The following is an 18,465-nucleotide window of genomic DNA, read 5'->3' as shown; positions in this document are numbered from 1 at the left end:
TGGACGAAGCTGGGGCCCTTTCACCGGACGGTTGTGGAGCATCATCGTCGGTAAGCACGCCAGCACGCCCAATGGCGACAGGAACAAGACCACCGTGATTCGGAACTCCGGGATTGGTTTGCGCGTGCCGAGAGGATACCAACCGGCGAACACGAAGCGAAACCGCCCCAAGGATGCTCAACCAATATGACGCTAAAGGACGCGCTCGCAAACGCGAAGACCGAGGAAGATGTCAAAGACGCTTACATCAAAGCCCTCGGCCTGAAGCGCTTTACCAAGGGCTTGGTTGATATCCAATCGGAGGAAGTTTGGTTCGAAGCGAAGGGCGGCGTTGCCACGCCCGTGGTGATGTTCGCGCAACTTCTTTTCTACATCCGTGATGCGCGCCGGAAAGGCGAACATATTCCGGCTTTCCTCGCCGTCATCGATCGCGAAAAGGCAGCGATCCTGCCGACCGAGCACGCGCTGCCAATCCTTGACGACAAGTCTATCATCTGGCCGAAGTCAGGGTCGAAAGCTGGCAACGCGCTCGCCGCACAGGGCAACGCGCTCGCCTCGCAAGTGGCACCGTATATTGAGACCCATTTCGTCGTTTACGACATCGCCACTCACGAAACTGAGTTCAAGCAGGCGATCAAGGCGGCGATCACTGAAGGCAAGATCATACGAACGCCGATCACCCCGGACAACCTCCGGCAGGTCTTCGATAGATGGGTGGACATGATCGGCAGGGAACTGGGCGATGTAAAAGAGGCCGATTACGCTGTCCTGTTTTTTGCCGACATCATGCACGATGGCACTAAGGCCGCGATCCGCGATCTTCCTGCCCGATTGCTGCACGAGGACGGCAGACCCGTCTTTTATCTCGCGCCAAACACCTACGAATTGACGAGCCTTCACGGATATCGCTCATTTTGGGCGATCTACCATCGGCCGCCGGAGGAAGAACACCGCCACTATCTGCTGGAGCGACGGGATAGCCTGCTGCCAATCGACGAACGTAGTTTCAAGGGAGCGTATTATACCCCGCTACACATAGTCGATAAGGCATATGACGAACTTTCCTTGGCATTAGGCAAGAATTGGCAGCGTAATTACATCGTATGGGACATGTGCTGCGGCGTGGGCAATCTCGAAGTTAAACACTCAAACTATCGCAACATTTTCATGTCAACACTCGACAAAGCGGACGTTGAGGTAATGCGCGCGAGTCAGACTTGCGTCGGTGCCAGCATTTTCCAATACGATTATCTCAACGACGACATAACAGATTTCGGCGAGATCGATTACTCGCTAACGGGGAAAATTCCTGGTGACCTTCGGCACGCTATCGCCGATCTCAATACGAAAAAGAAGGGTGCAAAGAAAATACTCATCCTTATCAACCCGCCTTATGCTGAGGTTACAAGTGGCGGCAACACGGTAGCCAATTTGGAGGAAGGGGCCAGCAAGGCCGGTGTGACCGCTACGATGGTAGCAAAAACGATGATGACTGAATATGGCAAGGCGACCAACGAGCTATTTATGCAGTTTGTCGGCCGACTTCACAAAGAAATTCCGGGGGCTACGCTGGCAATGTTCAGCAAGCTAAAATATATCAGCACGCCGACGCTGGATGACTTTCGCGCGGCGTGGAAGGCCAAGCTTCTTGGCGGCTTCGCCGTTCATAGCCAAGCGTTTGATGGCCTGAAAGGTAACTTTCCAATCGGCTTCCTCATATGGGATACTGGAAAGCAGACGCCTATCACCGACGTGCAGGTGCCCGTCCTTGATCGCGTCGGCACCACCGTGGGCGAAAAGACCTTCCGCAATTATGACGGCGTTGCGCTGCTTACGGATTGGATTCCTCGGACGCGATCAAACGAAGTAGAGGTTGTCCCGCTCAAGAATGCTGTCACCCCGGCTACGGCGGCCAAGGACTTGCGGGGCACCCGATGGTCGGATGGCGCGATTGGTTGGCTCAACTGCGCGGGCAACGATCTCCAGAACGCCGACACCAAGACGATGTTGTTTTCATCGGGCTACGGCAGCGCTCGTGGCTTCTTCGTCAATGATGAGAACATTCGCGAAGCCGCCGTCGTGTTCAGCGTCCGACGCCTCATTAAACCGACGTGGTTGAATGACCGCGACCAGTTCTTGCAACCTAGCAAGGCGCTTTCGGACTCCTTCAAGAACGACTGTCTCATCTGGATGCTGTTCAACGGTAGCAACCTCACAGCAGGTGCAGACCGGATCAATTGGGGCGGGAAGGACTGGAGCCTCACCAACCACTTCATCCCGTTCACCGAGAAGGAGGTGGAGTCGCCGAAGCGTTTCCAGTCCAACTTTATGGCCGCCTACCTGTCAAAACTGAAGTTGTCGCCAGAAGCCACTGCCGTCCTAAACGAGGGCCGCAAGTTATGGACGCAATATCATCGCTCCTCGTTTGGCCGCAGTATTCGAGACGAATACAAACTCAATCGACCGGACGCCGGATGGTATCAGGTACGTAACGCCCTTGAGGCGAATGCTGTCAACGAGTTGGTGAATTTCGAACCGTTCCGGATCTCCTATCGGGTGCTAGGCGAGAAGTTGCGCCCGCAGGTTTTCGAATGCGGGTTCTTGCCGGATTGAGCATTACTTGAACGTTTCAGTCTTGCAGTGACGCTTTAATATAAAGCTTGTTCAAGACGTTTCGCGTAGCGGCAGCAAGATTCCCCATCGAGCTTCGGATATCCGCTTGATATCGTGGTGTCACTGGAGCATTCAACTTGATACGGACTCCTTCAAGCGCATCCGAAAGCGCGCTTACATCAGATTTGTCATCTGGCTTCGTCAGTACTACCTTAAGATCGATAAGACGCCATTGAAGCTTCGTTATTAAATCCAAGCAATCCTCGTGTAAATCAGAGGAATTTTTATTCTTATTCGCGAGGGCGCTGTCAAAACGGCGTATTTTCTGTGAGAGTTCGATTATCTCGTCGTTTATGTTATCCGTCGTTTGTTTAAGGTGGCCACTTCTAACATCTTCTATTTGAAATTTATGAGAATATAGCGGCGCAAAATAATACGTAGCGACTGCAGCGGCAATGCTCGCGACTATAGTCATCCAAACCGGCATCTTCTCGTCGAAGAGAACCGGGAGGTGTCTTTTTAGCCAGAGGTGAGTTTTATTGGGCACTTAGTTCTGCTTTGTGTCGGGCCACCTCGACAGAATTGTCGAGACTCAAACCCAGCGTATTTTTTGCGGAGCGGCCAAGATGCGTCTGGACCGGCTTCCACGTATTCGCGTCGAGCGAATTTAGATAGTTGTCCAACTCTGCTTTTGCAGCCGCTTCACCGTGACCGCTCATAGCATTGCCAACTTGCGTCGAGACAGCCGCTCTCTGTGTCGAGAAGACGCCGGTGTGGTCCGCTGTCGCTACCATCAAGCCGCCGCCAACTAAGATAGCGAGCAGTCCAGATTTCGCGATAAGAGTAAACTTGCCCGGAGAGTTAAAGTTTTGAGCTAAATCATCGACCAAACTCTCATCGTAAAAATGAAGAATCGCGCCATCAATGTCAAAGGTTTGAAATTCCGCTATTTGACCCTTATCATAAGCGAACACAGACGCCATAACATACTTCAGCAATTTGGCGGCGTCATAAGGCTGTAGCGGGTCTTTTCCTGCATATCCGTTACCAAACAAGTCGAGCTTCGATCGCTCTCCCCACGAATAACTAGGATAGACTGTATCAAAAATATTCGCGTAGTAGCGATCGGCCACCAAAGTTATTGCGTGCCGATTGGTAAGCCTTCGCGCAGTTTTTGGAGAAAAGTCCCGGCGCGTGGCGACAACATTAAGCCAACGAATGCGGCGTGTTGGTACAGTCTCTCCGAGTAAGTCAGGAACGATAAGGTCGTCGGATTTTGACCAATTTGAGATAATCTCACCGACGAGGAATGGATCGTACTGACCATGACCCGGCGACATAATAAGGTCGCCGATTTTGGCGGTCTTGAATAAGCGTTCGATATTTCCAAGCTCGGCGGAAAAGCGCCTAGCGTCGGGCGTGTCGCCGGCATACGGGTTTGGGCTGTACGACAACGGGAGCCGTGAAGGCGGCGCGGGCGAATGCCCACGCACGTACTCGGCTACCGCATCAGACATCGCTAAGTGGCGACGCATTAGGACCGCGTCAGTTAACGAAGCTGGTGACGCGTCGAACCCGGGTAGGTTTAGAAAAACACGATTGTTCGATGCGAAGTCATCGAGAAAGCGGCGGTTATATCCCGCGTAAACTAGCCAAATTTTTACGTCGCTGCGCAGAAGCTTGATGCCAGATAATTCCAAGTCAGCACCCCTGTTGACGGTCGATCAAATTGCCCAGCGCGAACTTGACGAGGTAGCGAACGGCACCTTTGTCGGCCAAACCGCGCTGTTAAAGCACGTAAAATCAAGTTCGCCAATCTCCCGAGCGAACGGACGCCCATTAGTGGCATTTATTCAACAGTTTCAGAGACGTTTGATGAAGCGGGAGGGAGCCGAACTGCCTACCGCCCCGTTCGACGTCAGTGTCTCACAAGCTGTCTTCGCAGATTTGATGGGTCCAGCCCGAGCCGTCGACCCGTCTCGCGCAGCCCATCGCGTTCAACCGCCTCGCGCAACCGATGCAGTTCAGCGTGCCGATCATGGCTGAGCTTGGCGCACAGGCGAAGCGCGGCAGGCAATCGCAACGCGACCTTGCGTGCCAGCCTATCGGTCTGTGAGATTGGTGCGCCAGAAGCCAGCACCCTCAACTGTGCGTCTGATATGCCAAGCGCTTTCGCTACCATCCGTTCTCCGAATTGATCGACGAACACACGAAGCCCACTGGCAACGTCATCGGTCGAGACGCCATAGGCGATTTCACTATCGATACTCAGGCCAAGGACGGCCTGGCGCACCCAATCGTGCGATTCCTTCCCGATATGCTGCGTCTCGGTCATATGCACGTGCCGCCGAACGGTCGTCCCTCGGTCATCATAATCGGCATTGAGAAACTTCGACTCTGGTGAAAGGTGATATTGCGAAAGCGCGTTGGCGTAGGTTTTGAGCGCAGACATGGGGGCCGGTTGGTCCGTATCCCGGTCGAATGCCGATGCAAGGGCGACTGCGTGATCGGTGTCGAACGGCGCAATCGGCTTCATCTTGCTGATCTTTTTGCGTCGCCCCTTCGTCGGTGTCGTAACGACGCGCTCGCGACCAAGGCGATACTTCTCAGTCATCGATAGCAGGAAGCCGAACGGCTTAACCTGATCGCGATAGGAGCGGGTCGCGTTGTACCGTTTGAACCACCCCAGCAATTCCGGCGACGTAGCAGAATAACGGCTGATCGCTGGGTTCCGCAGCGCCGGATGATAATCGAGCCGAACTTGTTCGGGTGTGTCGCCGAGCATGGCGACGACGATGTGATGCCAAAGGTCGCAGTGCCAGCGCTCGATACCATCGCCAAGAACCGAGTCGTCGGGGACGGGCAGGTTGGCGGGGGCATTGCTCGCGTCGTAGGGCTTCAATAAATGGCCCAAGCCATGCGCCGAGACTTTACGCATGATCGGCGTACCGTCCGCCGCAAAGTTGAACAACGCATAGCGCTTGGACGAGACTGCTAGGCAATGCAGCGGCTCCGGCTTGCCCGTCGCCAGTGACGCGTTCACGTCCTCGCTTTTGAGAATCGACCCGCCAAACTCATACGGGTTGAGCGAGCCGAACCAAGCGACCACCGTAGCGCTCCGCTGTGCGAACTCGTCCGGTGCCATGGCGTCCGGCTTGGCAATTGCCATGCTGTCCGTGTCGCAAAACGACCACTCCAAACCCTGATCGATAATGATCCGCTCCGCGACGGCGAGCATCAGTCGTGCCGCGCCGGTTATCAAAGTCGCCAATAGCGGGTGGAAGTATGTCCCCGGCATTTCGGCTTTGTCGGTCGTGAAGCTGTACGGATCGCACGTCGCACTATGCACGGTCACGCTTTTGCGGAATGGACGCGTCTCGACATTGACCTCCATCCAAATGCCGTAGCTGGTCGAGTTCGCGCAGATTTTGAGAGCGTGCTGTTCGGTGTCGAGCCGGATTCGCTCGTCACCTACTGCCGCCTTCATGTCACGTTTGATAGATTGGCGAAGCTCAATGACGCGTTTGAAAAAGTCGGTCGTTACCGGATCGACCCCGTATTCCGGCGCTCCCGCTATATTGATCGAACGCAATCCGGGCTGCACCGCGCCTGGTGAAAATGTCATCGCTTCTACAACTGTTGGCGCTTTCCCGGACAACAATTTCGCGGCGATGCAGTCGGCCAGGGTGAACCATAACGGCCAATCAGCACTCAGATAGTTTGCACCAATGGTAGTTGTGGCTTCACTTTCATATCCGGCACGGACGGGGAAAATGTCGGCGTCAGGCAAAACCCGGACCAGCGTCGTCAACTGCCCCCATGTCGCTTGCGATTGCAGCGCCGCCAAATCGATCCGATCAAGGACGGCCCGCGTTTCATCTGTCGTGTCTTGCCACGACATGCCGTCTGCGATCACGAACCGCCAAAGCCCCATCAGGGTACAAACGGTTGGGTACATGGACAGAAAATCACAGAGCATCACTTGGCGGATTTCGCGCCGTATCCGCACCTCCGACCTACCGCCAAAATAACTCGACATGATCCGGGCTAAGATATGCCGGGGAATATCGGGCTGCGCTTCGCGCCACGGGACGATGCCCATTTCGCGGATATAGCCTTTGCCGATGCTCGCTTCGCTATAAACCTTTTCTGCGAGCGTGCGGGTGAGGTTCAATTTGGCGAAACGATCGATCAGTTCGGCATAGCATTCCCACGTCGCTTGCACGTCGCGGACAGCGTACCGCAGCATGTCTTCGGTCACAGGCCCTGTGAATTCATCGAAATCGAGTTTGGGATGCCGCGCCTGCAAGAATTGCGACAATGACGATAGCGAAAACCCACGTGCAAAGATCGCATTGGCGAGCGTTTTCACGTCAACGAAATGACCGCGCCGGATGCCCGATCGAATGCCGCGATTGCGTTGGCCACGGCTATCCGGCTGCCGCATTGGCGCGGCGAAGGAGATCGATGCCGCCTTTTGCGACATATGCTTGATGCGGATCGTCGGATAAATTTTCTGCCGCGACAGGGCGAAGGTGAACGCGCCACGCATCGTCGCCGTTTCGCTATCGAGTGGCACCCGTGCGGTGCCGTGCCGGATTGCCAAACGGGCAATATCGAACGGCAGATTAAACCCAACGATGGTGGCGCGGTGCTGATAGGCCTGAGCGAAAAAAACCGCATCCACAAACTCTTCGCGGGTACGGAGCATCAAACCATTCGCATCTGCATACCGACGTAGCGTGATAAGATCGTCCGGGGTAACGCCCTCCGGGTCGTAAAAGATGCCGGATTCGTCCAGCGTGTCACCGCTGCGATATTGATAGGTGCCGAAACGCAGCGATTGTGCCGCGTCGCTCGTCGTCTCCGTATCGAAGATTAGGACACGGCCCGACGATGGCATGACAGACGATTTGCGCGGCGCTTTTGGGGGTGCTGCATTCTGATCCGGCAACACTCTGAAGGTCGGTGCTGCATAGGCACGCAGCGCGACCGGCAATTCGTCGGTCACTGGCGGGGTGAGAAAGCCGTTCATTTCGGGGCTCCCTCAACCAAGCTGGCGCGGGCGATCAGAGCCAAGCCAAACTCTTGCAGTTTCTCCACGATGATGCGGAGCATATCGACCAGCCCCACCAGGAAATGTCCGATCGCTTTCAACAGCGGGTCGGCGTGAGGATCGACCGGTGGATGATCCTTTTGCAGATCGCTCAAAACACGATGACAGTTCCGGCAGACGCAGACCGTAGCGTCATCCTGTCCGTGATCGGCAACGTGGTGCAATTCTAGGCATTGCCACCGGGCATCGCCGCATTTGGCACAGCGCGGTTCGTTCGAGCCGAGCGTTTCCAAACGCCGCTGTTTGCGGGTTTCGCGGGCAATATCGATCGTATTCATAGACAGTCCTTTCAAAGAATAAGCCGGTAGATTTCGTGGAAAAGCTCGTCCCCGGCATGGGCGAGACGGCGGAGCGTGTTGGGTCGGGTTTCGAGCGGGTGAGAAACACCGCGCGCATCGATGACCGACCGGCCCGCGAACGGAGCCAACACGCGAACATCGTTGGTTTCGAGGAATTCTTTGACGGCATTGATATGCGCGCCGTTAAGCGAGGACTGATCAAACCCGCGCAGCCGAACGAGCGACACCTTGCCGCCCGATATGACCGGCATTTCGCGGATGCGATCGTCAATGATTTTGAGGGTGCGACCGCGCCCCTCGATCTGGACATTCTCGCGCAGAAAGCGACGCAGCCGTTCGGGAGCAACGCCGACCGACTTTGCAGCAGCGGCGCGGTTGCCGGTCTGTCGAAACGTTTTAAGCGCCAGTTCCAACCGGTCATCTGGCACCGCTGCCTTTGCCACCCGAGGGCGTGCAGGCGCTTCATGGTGCCGCGCATGGCCGCGACCCTGCGGACGGCTCAGCCCGCGCTTGGCCGCGCTGGCGATGCGTCGGGCATATTCAGCTTTGTAATCACGCTCCCGCGTCATGATGCACTGTTCCGGACAGCCGAGTCGGAATGACTGGGCTGCCCCGCAAACAAGCGAGAATCAGAGCATGAATCGAATCATCATATGCTCAAAAATCGAACGCTAAATCGTTATTCCGAATAGGCTTTTATTCCGCATTTCGCGGTAATACGCTTCGCTAAATTGATATCGGAAAAGCCGTCGCCCGACCTATGATCGATATTTAATTCTTTGCGGATTAATTGCGCGGCGGTGGCGCGGGGCATTCCCGAAATGTCCACGCATTTCGCGATTAGCCTATCGATTGCGGCATCGATAACAGCGGTCGATCCGGGCCGACCCCGCCTCGATTTCGGCAGTTTTGCAGGCTCGGTTGTATATTCGTCGGTAATGCGAACGCGGCCAAATGTTTTGCCATTGATGAATAGCCTAGCATTTTCCCAATCTGCCTCGGCAGATTCAAAATCGTCCGCTGCCAGGTTTACTGGGCTGGCGCTTGTCGAGGGAGCTTCACGATATGCGGTTGCGGTCAAATCGCCGTTATATAACCGGTCTAGCAATTCCTTTTTTAGCGATTCCTTCAATTTGCGCTTTTGCAGAAGGGCATCTCCAATTTTCGAAAAACAGTTGATTGCTCCCATGAGACGTTCCGGGACGGTCATTTCGTCCGAAATGGTATTTGCTGCCGCGCTATATTCCGACGGCTTATCAAGCCGCGCCGATTCTCTCGGATCAGCGAATTCTCGCCAAGCCTCGGACAACGAAATGCCGCTTTGCCATAGGGCGAGAGATCGAGCCGATACCATATTCCGCTATCTACCCGCGCGACATTGAACATTGCGTTATCACTAAATCGGTACGGCATTAACCGCTAATCGACCGCGACAATCGATAGCGATTCCTATAGGTTACACCGATGTATCACGACGCAAATCCGTTGTTCGGCGACGCCGATGATTGGGCTGAACGCTCCGAACATTGGATTGCCGAAACATCGGCAATTCTGCCAAAGCGCCGCCTGCGCCAACGCAATCCCGCACCTCTGATATTGTGTGGCCACGGCGTTTCAATGCGAATTGAAAACGGCGCATTGGTCATTCGCGACGGCTTTACACATTACCCGCAACAGCAAGCACAATATCGCTATTTCCCGCGCGACCTCGATTTGCCGACGCGTATCCTGTTGCTCGACGGGAGTGGCACGCTATCCTTCGACGTGTTGTCATGGTTGGCGGAGCAAGGCGTCGCGCTTGCCCGCGTGAAATGGTCCGGCGAAATTGCGACGGTGGCGAGTGGTACCGGCTATGCCGCCGATCGTGACAGGGTCCAGTGGCAACACGATACCCGCGCGGACGAAGCCAAGCGGCTTGCCTTCGCGGCTGACATTATCCGGCAAAAGCTAATTGCCAGCCTTGCAACGCTAGAGACGCAATTCGAATCCTCTCGCGCCAGAGAAATCGCGATCGAGAAAGCCCGCGCTGGCGCCGATCGGCTTGGTCACCAGACATTCAACGATATCAACGCAATTTTCGCAATCGAAGGTGAATGCGCTTCGGCCTATTTCGCGGCGTGGCACGGAATGCCGATCGCTTGGACCGGAACGCAGCGCCGTCCGGTCCCCGATGGGTGGCAAACATATGCAGGGCGTAGCTCGCTCGCGACCGGGGTGAAGGCCGAAAATCGCAACGCTTCGCATCCGGTCAACGCCATGCTGAACTATGCCTATGCTGTGAAGTTGGCGCAGATGCAGATACAGGCAGTCGCGGACGGCTACGATCCGACGTTAGGGATCATGCACAACAGCAAGCGTGGAAGCCCCGCGCTCGTCCTTGATTTGGTCGAGCCGGAGCGACCACGCATCGATGCACGAATTCTCGACTTCATAAAGACCAACAACTTCGCCGCTGCCGATTTTGTCATTCGAACCAACGGCGCCTGCCGTCTATCGCCGCAATTGGCGCGTAAGGTAGCTAGCCTAATCGGCTAGCGTGCCGCGGATTTACGTCCGCGCTTCAAACCCTTCGCGACCTCACCTTCAGTTTCTGCGAACAGTTGGCCGATTGGAACAGCCAATGTGAAGGCGACTTTATCGAGAATATCGACGGTCGGGTTTTCCTCTCCGCGCTCCATGCCGCCCAGGTAGGACCTATCCACGCCCGAATCGAACGCTAGGCGTTCCTGCGAAATGTCGCGCTCAACTCGCAAACGCCGAAGGTTCAAACCGACAAGATTGCGTCCGCGCATTGCCAGACAGGGCGCTTTTTACCGCCCAATAAACCACTGCCTATATCCCTCTAATTAACTTCTTCGGGATATCGTTCATCCGTTGGATAATCGGAGACGAACATGTTTCGCATCGCCCCCCTGATATTGATGACGCTGTGCGCCTCGACACCTGATATGACTGGAGCGACCAGCCTCGCCGCCGGAGGCGGTCAAACCATGCGCTCGGCGACAAAGGCCCGAGACATTGGAGGCTTTACCCTTGGCATGAACATCAGGGACCCTACCAAGCTGTCGTCAGTGACCAACATCGGGAACGATCAATATCAGACCGTCCGAGACGGCATCGAATACGATTTTGGCGTCACACGGCTGGGACGAATTTACCGAGTCGATTCCTCACAGCACTTGGGGCGGTTCAGACCAGACGCGGCGTTCATGCACGATCTGAAGGCCAAGCTGACAGCGAAATACGGACGGCCACTCCACGCATCATTCGGCACATTTAATTGGAGCTTAGTCGAGCCCGTAAAGCACGCAGACGGCGAAACGCTGCCCTTTGAAACCAACTGGGCATCCGCTTACTTCGATGACGGCCCCGATGTGACAGTCCATATCAAGCTGATCGACTTTCGGATTATGTGGCAAGACGATGCTTTGGTTAATCGGGGGCCGAGGGACGAGGCCCGAGAAAAGGTATCTTTTTAGCTCTACGGGCTCGATGGCAGCTAACGCCCAATTGCGGACATTAAGCGTCCGCTGCATTCTTTGACCATGAGCTATCGCAATGAGAGAGGCAGGAGCTGGGGCGTGGCAGTCGCTTGCTTCATTGCGGGGCCGCTAGCGCTTGCGTGGGTTGCTATCAGCGTCGTGGGTGGCAGTCTTGTTTGTGCAGATGAAGCTGCTCACTGCGCCGGCGTACTTTGGCCCCTCGTCTCTGACCTCGCTGTCATCGCTGCGACGGCCGTGGCTTTCGGTTGGATGATCAACCTTGTCATCAACGGAATATTCCGAAGCCGCTAGCGGCAGGTTCCCACCACGAATTGCCGTTCAGTCTCTTTTCGGGCGCCGATCGTGCCCGGGCGCCGACCTTTTGCGCTCGGGCGGAAAAGCGGTCAGGCTAGAATCACCCGTTTCGGCCGTTACATTGCCGCTCGGACTTGCTCAAATCCTGCCGTTGCTACGATGCCTATTGTGCGGCGAGCGGACGTTTGTTCGCCTCGCGAGCGGCAACAGAACGTCCAAAAAAACGCCAACCACGCTGATAACACATTTGATTAAGACCGCCGCGGTAGAATGTGTCGAACGACGCTGGAGAATTTGATGTCCTTTGCGGCCCTGACGATCGCCATGCTGCTTCAGGCGACCACGGTTTTGACTCATGCGGACGCCGCCACCGTGGACGGAAAGCTGGAGCGCTGCGAAATTAACTTCATCGCGACCGCGCCGGATACTTATTACCATCCTGGCCAGGTGGTGGGTATTACCGGGAGTTTCTTTATGGAGCAGATGCCCGACAAACCTCTGTTCGGTAGCTTAAAGCTTATCCTGCATGATTTTGACGGCACGAACACCTTGAGCCGCGCGGTCGCTCCGTATTCGATGAGTCTGGCGGGCCTGAACGGCAACACGGCCTCCTCGAGATTTGTCCAACAGGCCGGAGAGTCGGACGGCAGCCTTATTGCGGGTTACCGATTTGACTATGCGTTTGTTGACGTTCTCGAACGCCTCAGCAAAACGAACGGCCTGCGCATTCTCTTCAATCGGTCAGCCGGGGGAGACGACATCCCAGTCGATATCGACCTAAATGTCATCGACACCGTTGATGGCAAGGCGATAACAGGCAATAAGACGACGCTCGATTTTGCCCATTGCGCGAGCTCCCTATTTGCGATCGCCAAGGCATCCTACCCGGTTCAACACGTGCTTCCGAAGTAAACTCGGTTTGTCTTCGTTCTTGCATTGAGAGCGACGACTTTTCACACATGATCTACGATGGCTTCAGAGCCAAGCTCGGGCGGTCGACACGCTATGGTGTTTCGCAAAGCTGCTATCTGTCGACGCCAGCACATGTGTCGTACTGACAGGTGCCGACAATTGTCAGCTGATAACACCGCCTGACGGCAAGTGGCCGCAATCCGTCTGCGGCTCCCACTGGAAAATCTTTGTGTGGTCAATAATACGATTTTAGCTGCCTATCACTATACCCCCCGGCCGCGCGCCGGGGTGAGCGTCCCACACGCTCGCCGCAGCGAAGGGATTGTAACACCGTCGTTATATTCCTAGCCTATTCCCCGAGATACGAAGTGGGGAGGCGACATGCGGATCTGGCTGGCGACGACGATGCTGTGGGCCCCCGCGCTCGCCTGCGCGCAGACCACCGCCCTACCGCAAGACGAAGGTGCGCGCTCGGGGCAGGGCGACGTCGCGGTCACGATCTACAATAACGATCTCGCCTTGATCCAGGACACGCGCCAGCTCGCACTCCCGCGCGGCCGCAGTCGCCAGGACTTCGCCGACGTCTCCGCCGCGATCCGCCCCGAAACGGTCACGCTCAAGACAACGGGCGCGAGTATCGTCGAGCAGAATTTCGATTACGACCTGCTCTCGCCGCAAAAGCTGATGGACAAGGCGGTCGGCCAGACCGTCACGCTTGTCCGCACCAACCCCGCGACCGGCGCCGAGACGCGCGAGGAGGCCCGCGTGCTCGCCAACAATGGTGGCACGATCGTCCAGATCGGCAGCCGGATCGAAGTGCTCGACCGCAGCGCCGGTCGCGTGATCTTCCCGACGCTGCCGCCCAATCTGCGCGCGCGCCCGACCTTGTCGGTCACGCTCGACAGCGATGCGGCGGGGACGCGCCCGGCGACGCTCAGTTATCTGTCGCGCGGGCTCGGCTGGAAGGCCGATTATGTCGCCTTGTTCGATGAAAAGGCGGGCAAGCTCGACGTCCAGGGCTGGATCACGCTGAACAACACCAGCGGCACGACCTTCACCGCCGCCAAGACGCTGCTCGTCGCCGGATCGGTCGGCAGCGCCGAGGACGACAATGGCCCGCGCTATTCCGCGCGCCCGACCACGCCGCGCGGCAACCAGCCCGGCACCGAGACCGCCAACCGCGAACAACTCGGCGATTTCTACCTCTACCCGCTCGCCGAGCGCACCACGATTGCCAACGCGCAGACCAAGCAAGTCAGCTTTCTCGACGTCGCCGGGTCGCCCGCCGCCAAGGCGTATTTCTATCGCAATCCGTGGCTCGCGACGCAGAGCGAAGCGAGGAGCGTCGACACCGTGCTGACCTTCAGTTCGTCGCGCGACGGCGGGCTCGGCGATGCGCTCCCCGCTGGGATCGTCCGCGTCTATATGCGCGATGCGCGCGGCGCGCCGCAATTCATCGGCGAAAGCGCCATCCCGCACACGCCGATGGGCTCGCGGCTCGCGCTCAAGACCGGCGAGGCGTTCGACGTGAAGATGCTTCCGGTGGTGGAAAAGCGCGAGCGGATCTCGGCGGATCGCTGGCGCACGACGATGCGCTACACGCTGACCAATGCGCGCGCGACCGAAGCGGTCGTCGATGTCGCGCAGGACGGGCTCGACACTTGGTGGCACGACACCCGCGTCGTGACGGAGAACCAACCGAGCGAGCGCGTCACCGCCGACGAGGTGGTGTGGCACGTCCGCGTCCCCGCCAATGGCACGGCGAGCGTGACCGCGACTTTCGACACGCGGTACTGAGCCCGGTGCGCCGCGCGCTGCGATGGCTGAGCGTGCTGCTCGTCGCGGTCGTCGCGCGCGCGGCGCCCGCGCAGACGGTCTCGCCCGCGCCCGACCGCGTTGCGGTGACAATCTACCGCGCGCCCGATCGATCGGCGGACTCGCCGATCGATCTAAGCTGGCTGGGCGGCTATGCGCTGATCACCGAGCAGCGCCGCGTGGCAATCCCGGCTGGGCGCACCACGCTCCGCTTCGAAGGTGTCGCGGCGGGGATCCTGCCCGAAAGCGCCATCGTCACCGGGTTGCCGAATGGCGTTCGCGAGAAGAATCTCGATGCCGAGCTGCTGTCGCTGCGCAGCCTCTACGCGGGGACTTTCGGCCGCCCCGTCACGCTCCGCCGCACCATCGCCAAGCAGAGCGTCGAGGAACCCGCGATCATCCGGTCGAGCCCCGACGGCGCGGCGATCGTCCAGACGCGCGACGGCGTGGTCGCGGTCGATTGCGGGCCGGCCACGGAGACGCTGGTCTATAATGGCATCGCGCCGGGGCTGTCGTCCAAACCGACTTTGTCGGTCGCGCTCGACTCGCCGCGCGCTGCGACCGTCACGATCACGCTGTCGTATCTTGCCTGGGGTTTCGACTGGCAGGCGAACTACGTCGCGACGCTGAAGCCGGACGGCCGCAGCGCCGATCTGCTCGCCTGGGTCACGCTCGCCAGCAGCGATTCGACCGGCTTCGCCGATGCCGAGACGATGGTCGTCGCCGGGCGCGTGGAGCGCGAGGACCGCGCGCCCTATCCATATGCGCGCGGCAGTGCACCGCTGACGTTTCACTGCTTTGCGCACCCGATCGCGGATTTGGTGCCCGGCGCACCGCCCCCGCCGCCGCCAGCCGAGACAATGGATATCGTCGTGACCGGAATGGCGATGCGCGCGCCGCGCCGGGTGACGCAGGAGGATCTCGGCGACCTCAAGCTCTACCGCGTGCCCGATCGCACGACGGTCGCAGCGCTCGCGCAGAAACAGGTGGCGTTGCTCGATCGGCAAGCCGTGCCGATCGATATCGTGTATGTCGCGACGGTCGACGCGGCGGGCGAGGCCGGCGCGCCGCACCTCACGCTGCGCGCGCTCAATCGTAGGGCGAAGGGGCTCGGCGTGCCGCTTCCCGCCGGGCCGGTCGCGGTGTTTCAGCCGCGCGGCGATGCCGCCGTGCTGATCGGCGAAGGGGCGATCGACGACAAGGCGGTCGGTGAGCTGGTCGAGGCGAAGCTCGCCGTCGCAACGCAAGTCACGCTCGAGACGACGCCGCCCGAGAGCAGCGCCAATCGCGGCAAGGCGTGGGAAGACGTCGCGCTGACCCTGCGCAACGCCAATCCTCATCCCGTCCGGTTCGAGTTGCAGTTCGATCCGCGGATTGCGCCGCGTGTGTCGCATCCCACGAGCGCGCTGACGCACACCAACGGCAAGCTGGTCTGGGCGATCGAGCTTCCCGCCAATGCCACGCGCGGGCTGGGCTATCGCGTATCGGCCGATCGCTAGCGATTGCGGGGCGCGGCTTCCCAAGCGCTGCCAAACGTGGAATCCTCCAGCGCCTGAGAGACTCGGCTGACGAGCGCAGACAGGAGAGAGCCAATGACGATCGCGGCAATCCTTCGCACCAAGGGCGGCGAGGTGGTCTCGATCACCGCCGAGCAGACCGTCGGCGACGCGGTCGCGCTGCTCGCCGAGCGCCGCGTCGGCGCGGTCCCAGTGATGGCGGGCGATGCGGTCGTCGGCATCTTTTCCGAACGCGACGTGATCCACGCGATCGCCGCGCATGGCGGCGCTGCGATGACGCGCAGCGTCGGCGACACGATGACCGCGCCGCCGATCACCGTCGCCCCGGGCGAAGCGGTGATCGGCGCACTGTCGCTGATGACGCGGCGGCGGATCCGGCATTTGCCCGTGGTCGAGCAGGGCCGCGTGGTCGGCTTCGTCTCGATCGGCGATCTCGTCAAATATCGCATCGACAAGATCGAGGCCGATGCCGAGGCGATGCGCAGCTACATCCAGTCGGCGTGAGGGTCAGGTCGGGATCGGCTGCTTGCGCACCACCGCGATGAGCTCTCGCACCGCGCCGCGCGAAAACACGAGCAGCCAGCCGACATAGACGATCGCACCGGTCGTCACGAGGATCGCAAGGTCGGGCCAGTCGGGTAGCGGCGGGAGCAGCGCCGCCACGAAGGTGACGCACAGTGCCATCGCGGTTGCCGCGCACAGCGCCGGCGAGATCGCGTGAAAGATTCGGCGAAGGTTGGTCCCGATCACGGGAAGCGAGCGCCACAGGCTGAAGCCGAGATAGATCGGATAGGTGAGGATCCACGCGGTGGCGAGGCCAGTCGCGCCCCATTGCACCGCGACGAGGAAGCCGCTCGACAGCACCAGCGCGCCAAATGCGCCGTTGCCGACGCCGATACCGGGGCGCCCGCGCGCATCGCAGGCGGGTTGCAGCAGCACTTGCAAGGTCATGAACGGCATCGCGAGCGCGAGCAGATGGACGACCGGCGCGGTCCCGCTCCATTTGTCGCCGAGTACCGCGTCGACCAGCGGCCGCGCGGTCGCTGCCAGCCCGAAATAGAAGGGGAGCGCCGCGAGCATCACGATCCGCACCGACCGGTCGAACGCCGCGGCGACTGCCGCGCTGTCATGCTGGATCCGCGCATAGGCCGAGAAGGCGACTTCATTGAGCGGCGGCACGAATTTCGAGACGAACACCTGGGTCAGGAACAGGCTCTCGGTATAGAGGCCGAGCTCGTGCGGTGAGAAATGTCGGCCGGCGATGAACACGTCGGCCTGGCTCTGCGCGAACCAGAAGAGCTGGCCGATCGCCATCACCCCGCCATAGCGCGCGAGCGTGCCTGATCCGCGAAAGTCGAAGCTCGGCCAGACCAGCGACTTTGCGGCGATCGTCATCCCGATGGCACGCACGCCGAACAACACGAGTGGCGCGAGCACCAACGTCCACACGCCCAGTCCAGCCAACGCGCCGCCGAGCGCGGCGCTTGCGCTGGCGATCGAGGCAAGGATGTTGACGCGCGCCTGCAGCTTGAAGTCGAGCGTACGCGAGAGAAGCGCGTAGGGCAGCGCGATGAACGGGGTGGTCGCATAGAGCAAAGCCTGGACCTGCAGCATGTGCGCGACGATCGGCTGGCGATAGTAAGCGGCGGCGGCAGGGGCGAGGATGAACACCTGCGCCGCGGCAAGCAGCCCGTTGAGCAGCAGCAGCATCCCGAACAGCTGGCGGATGTCGCGTGGCGTGACCTGCGGCTTCTGGATCAACCCACTCGCCAGGCCGTAGCCGTTGAGCATGTTGAGAAACACCAGCACCACGCCGGTCATCGCGAACAGCCCGTAATCGTGCGGGTTGAGGATGCGGATGACGAGGAAGGTCGAGGACCATTGCACCAGCTGCGCGAGGATCTGGCTGCCCGAACGCCAGATCACCGCACTGCGCACCTGATTGGATAGCGATTCGGTGGCGGGAATCGGGGCGTCGGCGGCGGCGGTCATGGAGCAACCCTTAGCCGCAAAGCCTTTAAGGAGCCTAAACCCAAGCGTTTCTGCGGGATTGACGCGGGATTGCAAGAAAAGTGCAAAAAAGGGTTTGACCGAATCAGGGCGTGGACCTAGAGGGGTGTCACCGCAGCGACGGACCGGACGGTTCGCTTCTGCAGTCACCAAATTGTCGGCGCCGAGGGGCTCTTTGAAAAGAGGGCATTTCCTTAGCGTCGGTATTTTGCGCTCTTTGACATTGTTGGTTTAGATGAAGGGACATGTGGGCGGCGGCTCCGGGTCCAACGTTTTCAAGGCGTTGGTAGCTCGGTTAAAGCTAAGTCGTTCTCATATGTCCTTCACGTATCCATACGTAATGGACGGTCCATGCGGTTTTCGAACTGCGCGGGTCGTCTGAAAGA

The 18,465-nt window shown here is 58.9% G+C and carries 15 protein-coding genes; 7 read left to right on the top strand and 8 right to left on the bottom strand.

Annotated features, from left to right (window positions below):
• Nucleotides 1–186: 186 nt before the first annotated feature.
• The gene (locus ABIB28_RS06200) at nt 187–2,613 is read left to right on the top strand and encodes a hypothetical protein (protein WP_354287165.1); all 2,427 of its coding nucleotides are present in this window, start codon (nt 187–189) and stop codon (nt 2,611–2,613) included.
• 16 nt (nt 2,614–2,629) lie between these two features.
• Here the strand turns inward: ABIB28_RS06200 and ABIB28_RS06195 are convergent, their stop codons facing one another.
• The 6 genes from ABIB28_RS06195 to ABIB28_RS06170 form a co-directional block, all read right to left on the bottom strand.
• Nucleotides 2,630–3,160: a hypothetical protein gene (locus tag ABIB28_RS06195; protein ID WP_354287163.1), complete on the bottom strand. Its 531-nt coding sequence runs from the start codon at nt 3,158–3,160 to the stop codon at nt 2,630–2,632.
• Nucleotides 3,150–4,313 carry a hypothetical protein gene (locus ABIB28_RS06190; RefSeq protein WP_354287162.1) on the bottom strand — a complete coding sequence of 388 codons (1,164 nt, stop codon included), beginning with the start codon at nt 4,311–4,313 and terminating at the stop codon, nt 3,150–3,152. Before ABIB28_RS06190 ends, ABIB28_RS06195 begins: the two co-directional genes overlap by 11 nt.
• Nucleotides 4,314–4,531: 218 nt before the next feature.
• The gene (locus ABIB28_RS06185) at nt 4,532–7,648 is read right to left on the bottom strand and encodes a hypothetical protein (RefSeq protein WP_354287160.1); all 3,117 of its coding nucleotides are present in this window, start codon (nt 7,646–7,648) and stop codon (nt 4,532–4,534) included.
• Nucleotides 7,645–8,007, bottom strand: coding sequence for a hypothetical protein (locus ABIB28_RS06180; protein WP_354287158.1), 363 nt, complete (start codon nt 8,005–8,007; stop codon nt 7,645–7,647). The genes ABIB28_RS06185 and ABIB28_RS06180 overlap by 4 nt, the downstream gene beginning before the upstream one ends.
• Before the next feature lie 11 nt (nt 8,008–8,018).
• Entirely contained in the window at nt 8,019–8,597 is a 579-nt protein-coding gene (locus tag ABIB28_RS06175) for a hypothetical protein (protein ID WP_354287156.1), read from the bottom strand.
• A 110-nt stretch (nt 8,598–8,707) separates the two neighbouring features.
• Nucleotides 8,708–9,337 carry a hypothetical protein gene (locus tag ABIB28_RS06170; protein ID WP_354287154.1) on the bottom strand — a complete coding sequence of 210 codons (630 nt, stop codon included), beginning with the start codon at nt 9,335–9,337 and terminating at the stop codon, nt 8,708–8,710.
• 155 nt (nt 9,338–9,492) lie between these two features.
• Here ABIB28_RS06170 and cas1 point away from each other — a divergent pair, with 155 nt between their 5' ends.
• The gene (cas1, locus tag ABIB28_RS06165; protein WP_354287152.1) at nt 9,493–10,563 is read left to right on the top strand and encodes a CRISPR-associated endonuclease Cas1; all 1,071 of its coding nucleotides are present in this window, start codon (nt 9,493–9,495) and stop codon (nt 10,561–10,563) included.
• Here the strand turns inward: cas1 and ABIB28_RS06160 are convergent.
• Complete coding sequence (locus ABIB28_RS06160) at nt 10,560–10,820, bottom strand: helix-turn-helix domain-containing protein (protein WP_354287150.1); 261 nt, start codon at nt 10,818–10,820, stop codon at nt 10,560–10,562. The two genes, cas1 and ABIB28_RS06160, sit on opposite strands and share 4 nt — an antisense overlap.
• Before the next feature lie 102 nt (nt 10,821–10,922).
• Here ABIB28_RS06160 and ABIB28_RS06155 point away from each other — a divergent pair, with 102 nt between their 5' ends.
• The 5 genes from ABIB28_RS06155 (at nt 10,923) to ABIB28_RS06135 (ending at nt 16,573) form a co-directional block, all read left to right on the top strand.
• Entirely contained in the window at nt 10,923–11,507 is a 585-nt protein-coding gene (locus tag ABIB28_RS06155; RefSeq protein ID WP_354287148.1) for a hypothetical protein, read from the top strand.
• 615 nt (nt 11,508–12,122) lie between these two features.
• Nucleotides 12,123–12,737 carry a hypothetical protein gene (locus ABIB28_RS06150; RefSeq protein ID WP_354287146.1) on the top strand — a complete coding sequence of 205 codons (615 nt, stop codon included), beginning with the start codon at nt 12,123–12,125 and terminating at the stop codon, nt 12,735–12,737.
• A gap of 381 nt (nt 12,738–13,118) precedes the next feature.
• Nucleotides 13,119–14,534, top strand: a complete 1,416-nt coding sequence (locus tag ABIB28_RS06145) for a DUF4139 domain-containing protein (protein ID WP_354287144.1) — start codon at nt 13,119–13,121, stop codon at nt 14,532–14,534.
• Nucleotides 14,468–16,051 carry a DUF4139 domain-containing protein gene (locus ABIB28_RS06140; protein WP_354287142.1) on the top strand — a complete coding sequence of 528 codons (1,584 nt, stop codon included), beginning with the start codon at nt 14,468–14,470 and terminating at the stop codon, nt 16,049–16,051. Before ABIB28_RS06145 ends, ABIB28_RS06140 begins: the two co-directional genes overlap by 67 nt.
• A gap of 93 nt (nt 16,052–16,144) precedes the next feature.
• The gene (locus ABIB28_RS06135; protein WP_354287141.1) at nt 16,145–16,573 is read left to right on the top strand and encodes a CBS domain-containing protein; all 429 of its coding nucleotides are present in this window, start codon (nt 16,145–16,147) and stop codon (nt 16,571–16,573) included.
• Between the two features lie 3 nt (nt 16,574–16,576).
• On the opposite strand, the gene ABIB28_RS06130 is transcribed toward ABIB28_RS06135, so the two are convergent.
• Entirely contained in the window at nt 16,577–18,061 is a 1,485-nt protein-coding gene (locus ABIB28_RS06130; RefSeq protein ID WP_354287139.1) for a lipopolysaccharide biosynthesis protein, read from the bottom strand.
• Nucleotides 18,062–18,465: the final 404 nt, after the last annotated feature.

The organism is Sphingomonas sp. UYEF23, assembly GCF_040546165.1.
GTDB lineage: Bacteria > Pseudomonadota > Alphaproteobacteria > Sphingomonadales > Sphingomonadaceae > Sphingomonas > Sphingomonas glacialis.
Note: the sequence above shows the minus strand (reverse complement) of the source record. Positions and strands in the feature narration are given on the sequence as shown.

Excerpts from the sequence above, each read along its gene's own strand:
- ABIB28_RS06175 (WP_354287156.1), bottom strand. The coding sequence starts at position 8,597 with ATGACGCGGGAGCGTGATTACAAAGCTGAATATGCCCGACGCATCGCC.
- ABIB28_RS06200 (WP_354287165.1), top strand. The coding sequence starts at position 187 with ATGACGCTAAAGGACGCGCTCGCAAACGCGAAGACCGAGGAAGATGTC.
- ABIB28_RS06135 (WP_354287141.1), top strand. The coding sequence starts at position 16,145 with ATGACGATCGCGGCAATCCTTCGCACCAAGGGCGGCGAGGTGGTCTCG.
- cas1 (WP_354287152.1), top strand. The coding sequence starts at position 9,493 with ATGTATCACGACGCAAATCCGTTGTTCGGCGACGCCGATGATTGGGCT.
- ABIB28_RS06130 (WP_354287139.1), bottom strand. The coding sequence starts at position 18,061 with ATGACCGCCGCCGCCGACGCCCCGATTCCCGCCACCGAATCGCTATCC.
- ABIB28_RS06150 (WP_354287146.1), top strand. The coding sequence starts at position 12,123 with ATGTCCTTTGCGGCCCTGACGATCGCCATGCTGCTTCAGGCGACCACG.
- ABIB28_RS06155 (WP_354287148.1), top strand. The coding sequence starts at position 10,923 with ATGTTTCGCATCGCCCCCCTGATATTGATGACGCTGTGCGCCTCGACA.
- ABIB28_RS06180 (WP_354287158.1), bottom strand. The coding sequence starts at position 8,007 with ATGAATACGATCGATATTGCCCGCGAAACCCGCAAACAGCGGCGTTTG.
- ABIB28_RS06185 (WP_354287160.1), bottom strand. The coding sequence starts at position 7,648 with ATGAACGGCTTTCTCACCCCGCCAGTGACCGACGAATTGCCGGTCGCG.
- ABIB28_RS06160 (WP_354287150.1), bottom strand. The coding sequence starts at position 10,820 with ATGCGCGGACGCAATCTTGTCGGTTTGAACCTTCGGCGTTTGCGAGTT.
- ABIB28_RS06145 (WP_354287144.1), top strand. The coding sequence starts at position 13,119 with ATGCGGATCTGGCTGGCGACGACGATGCTGTGGGCCCCCGCGCTCGCC.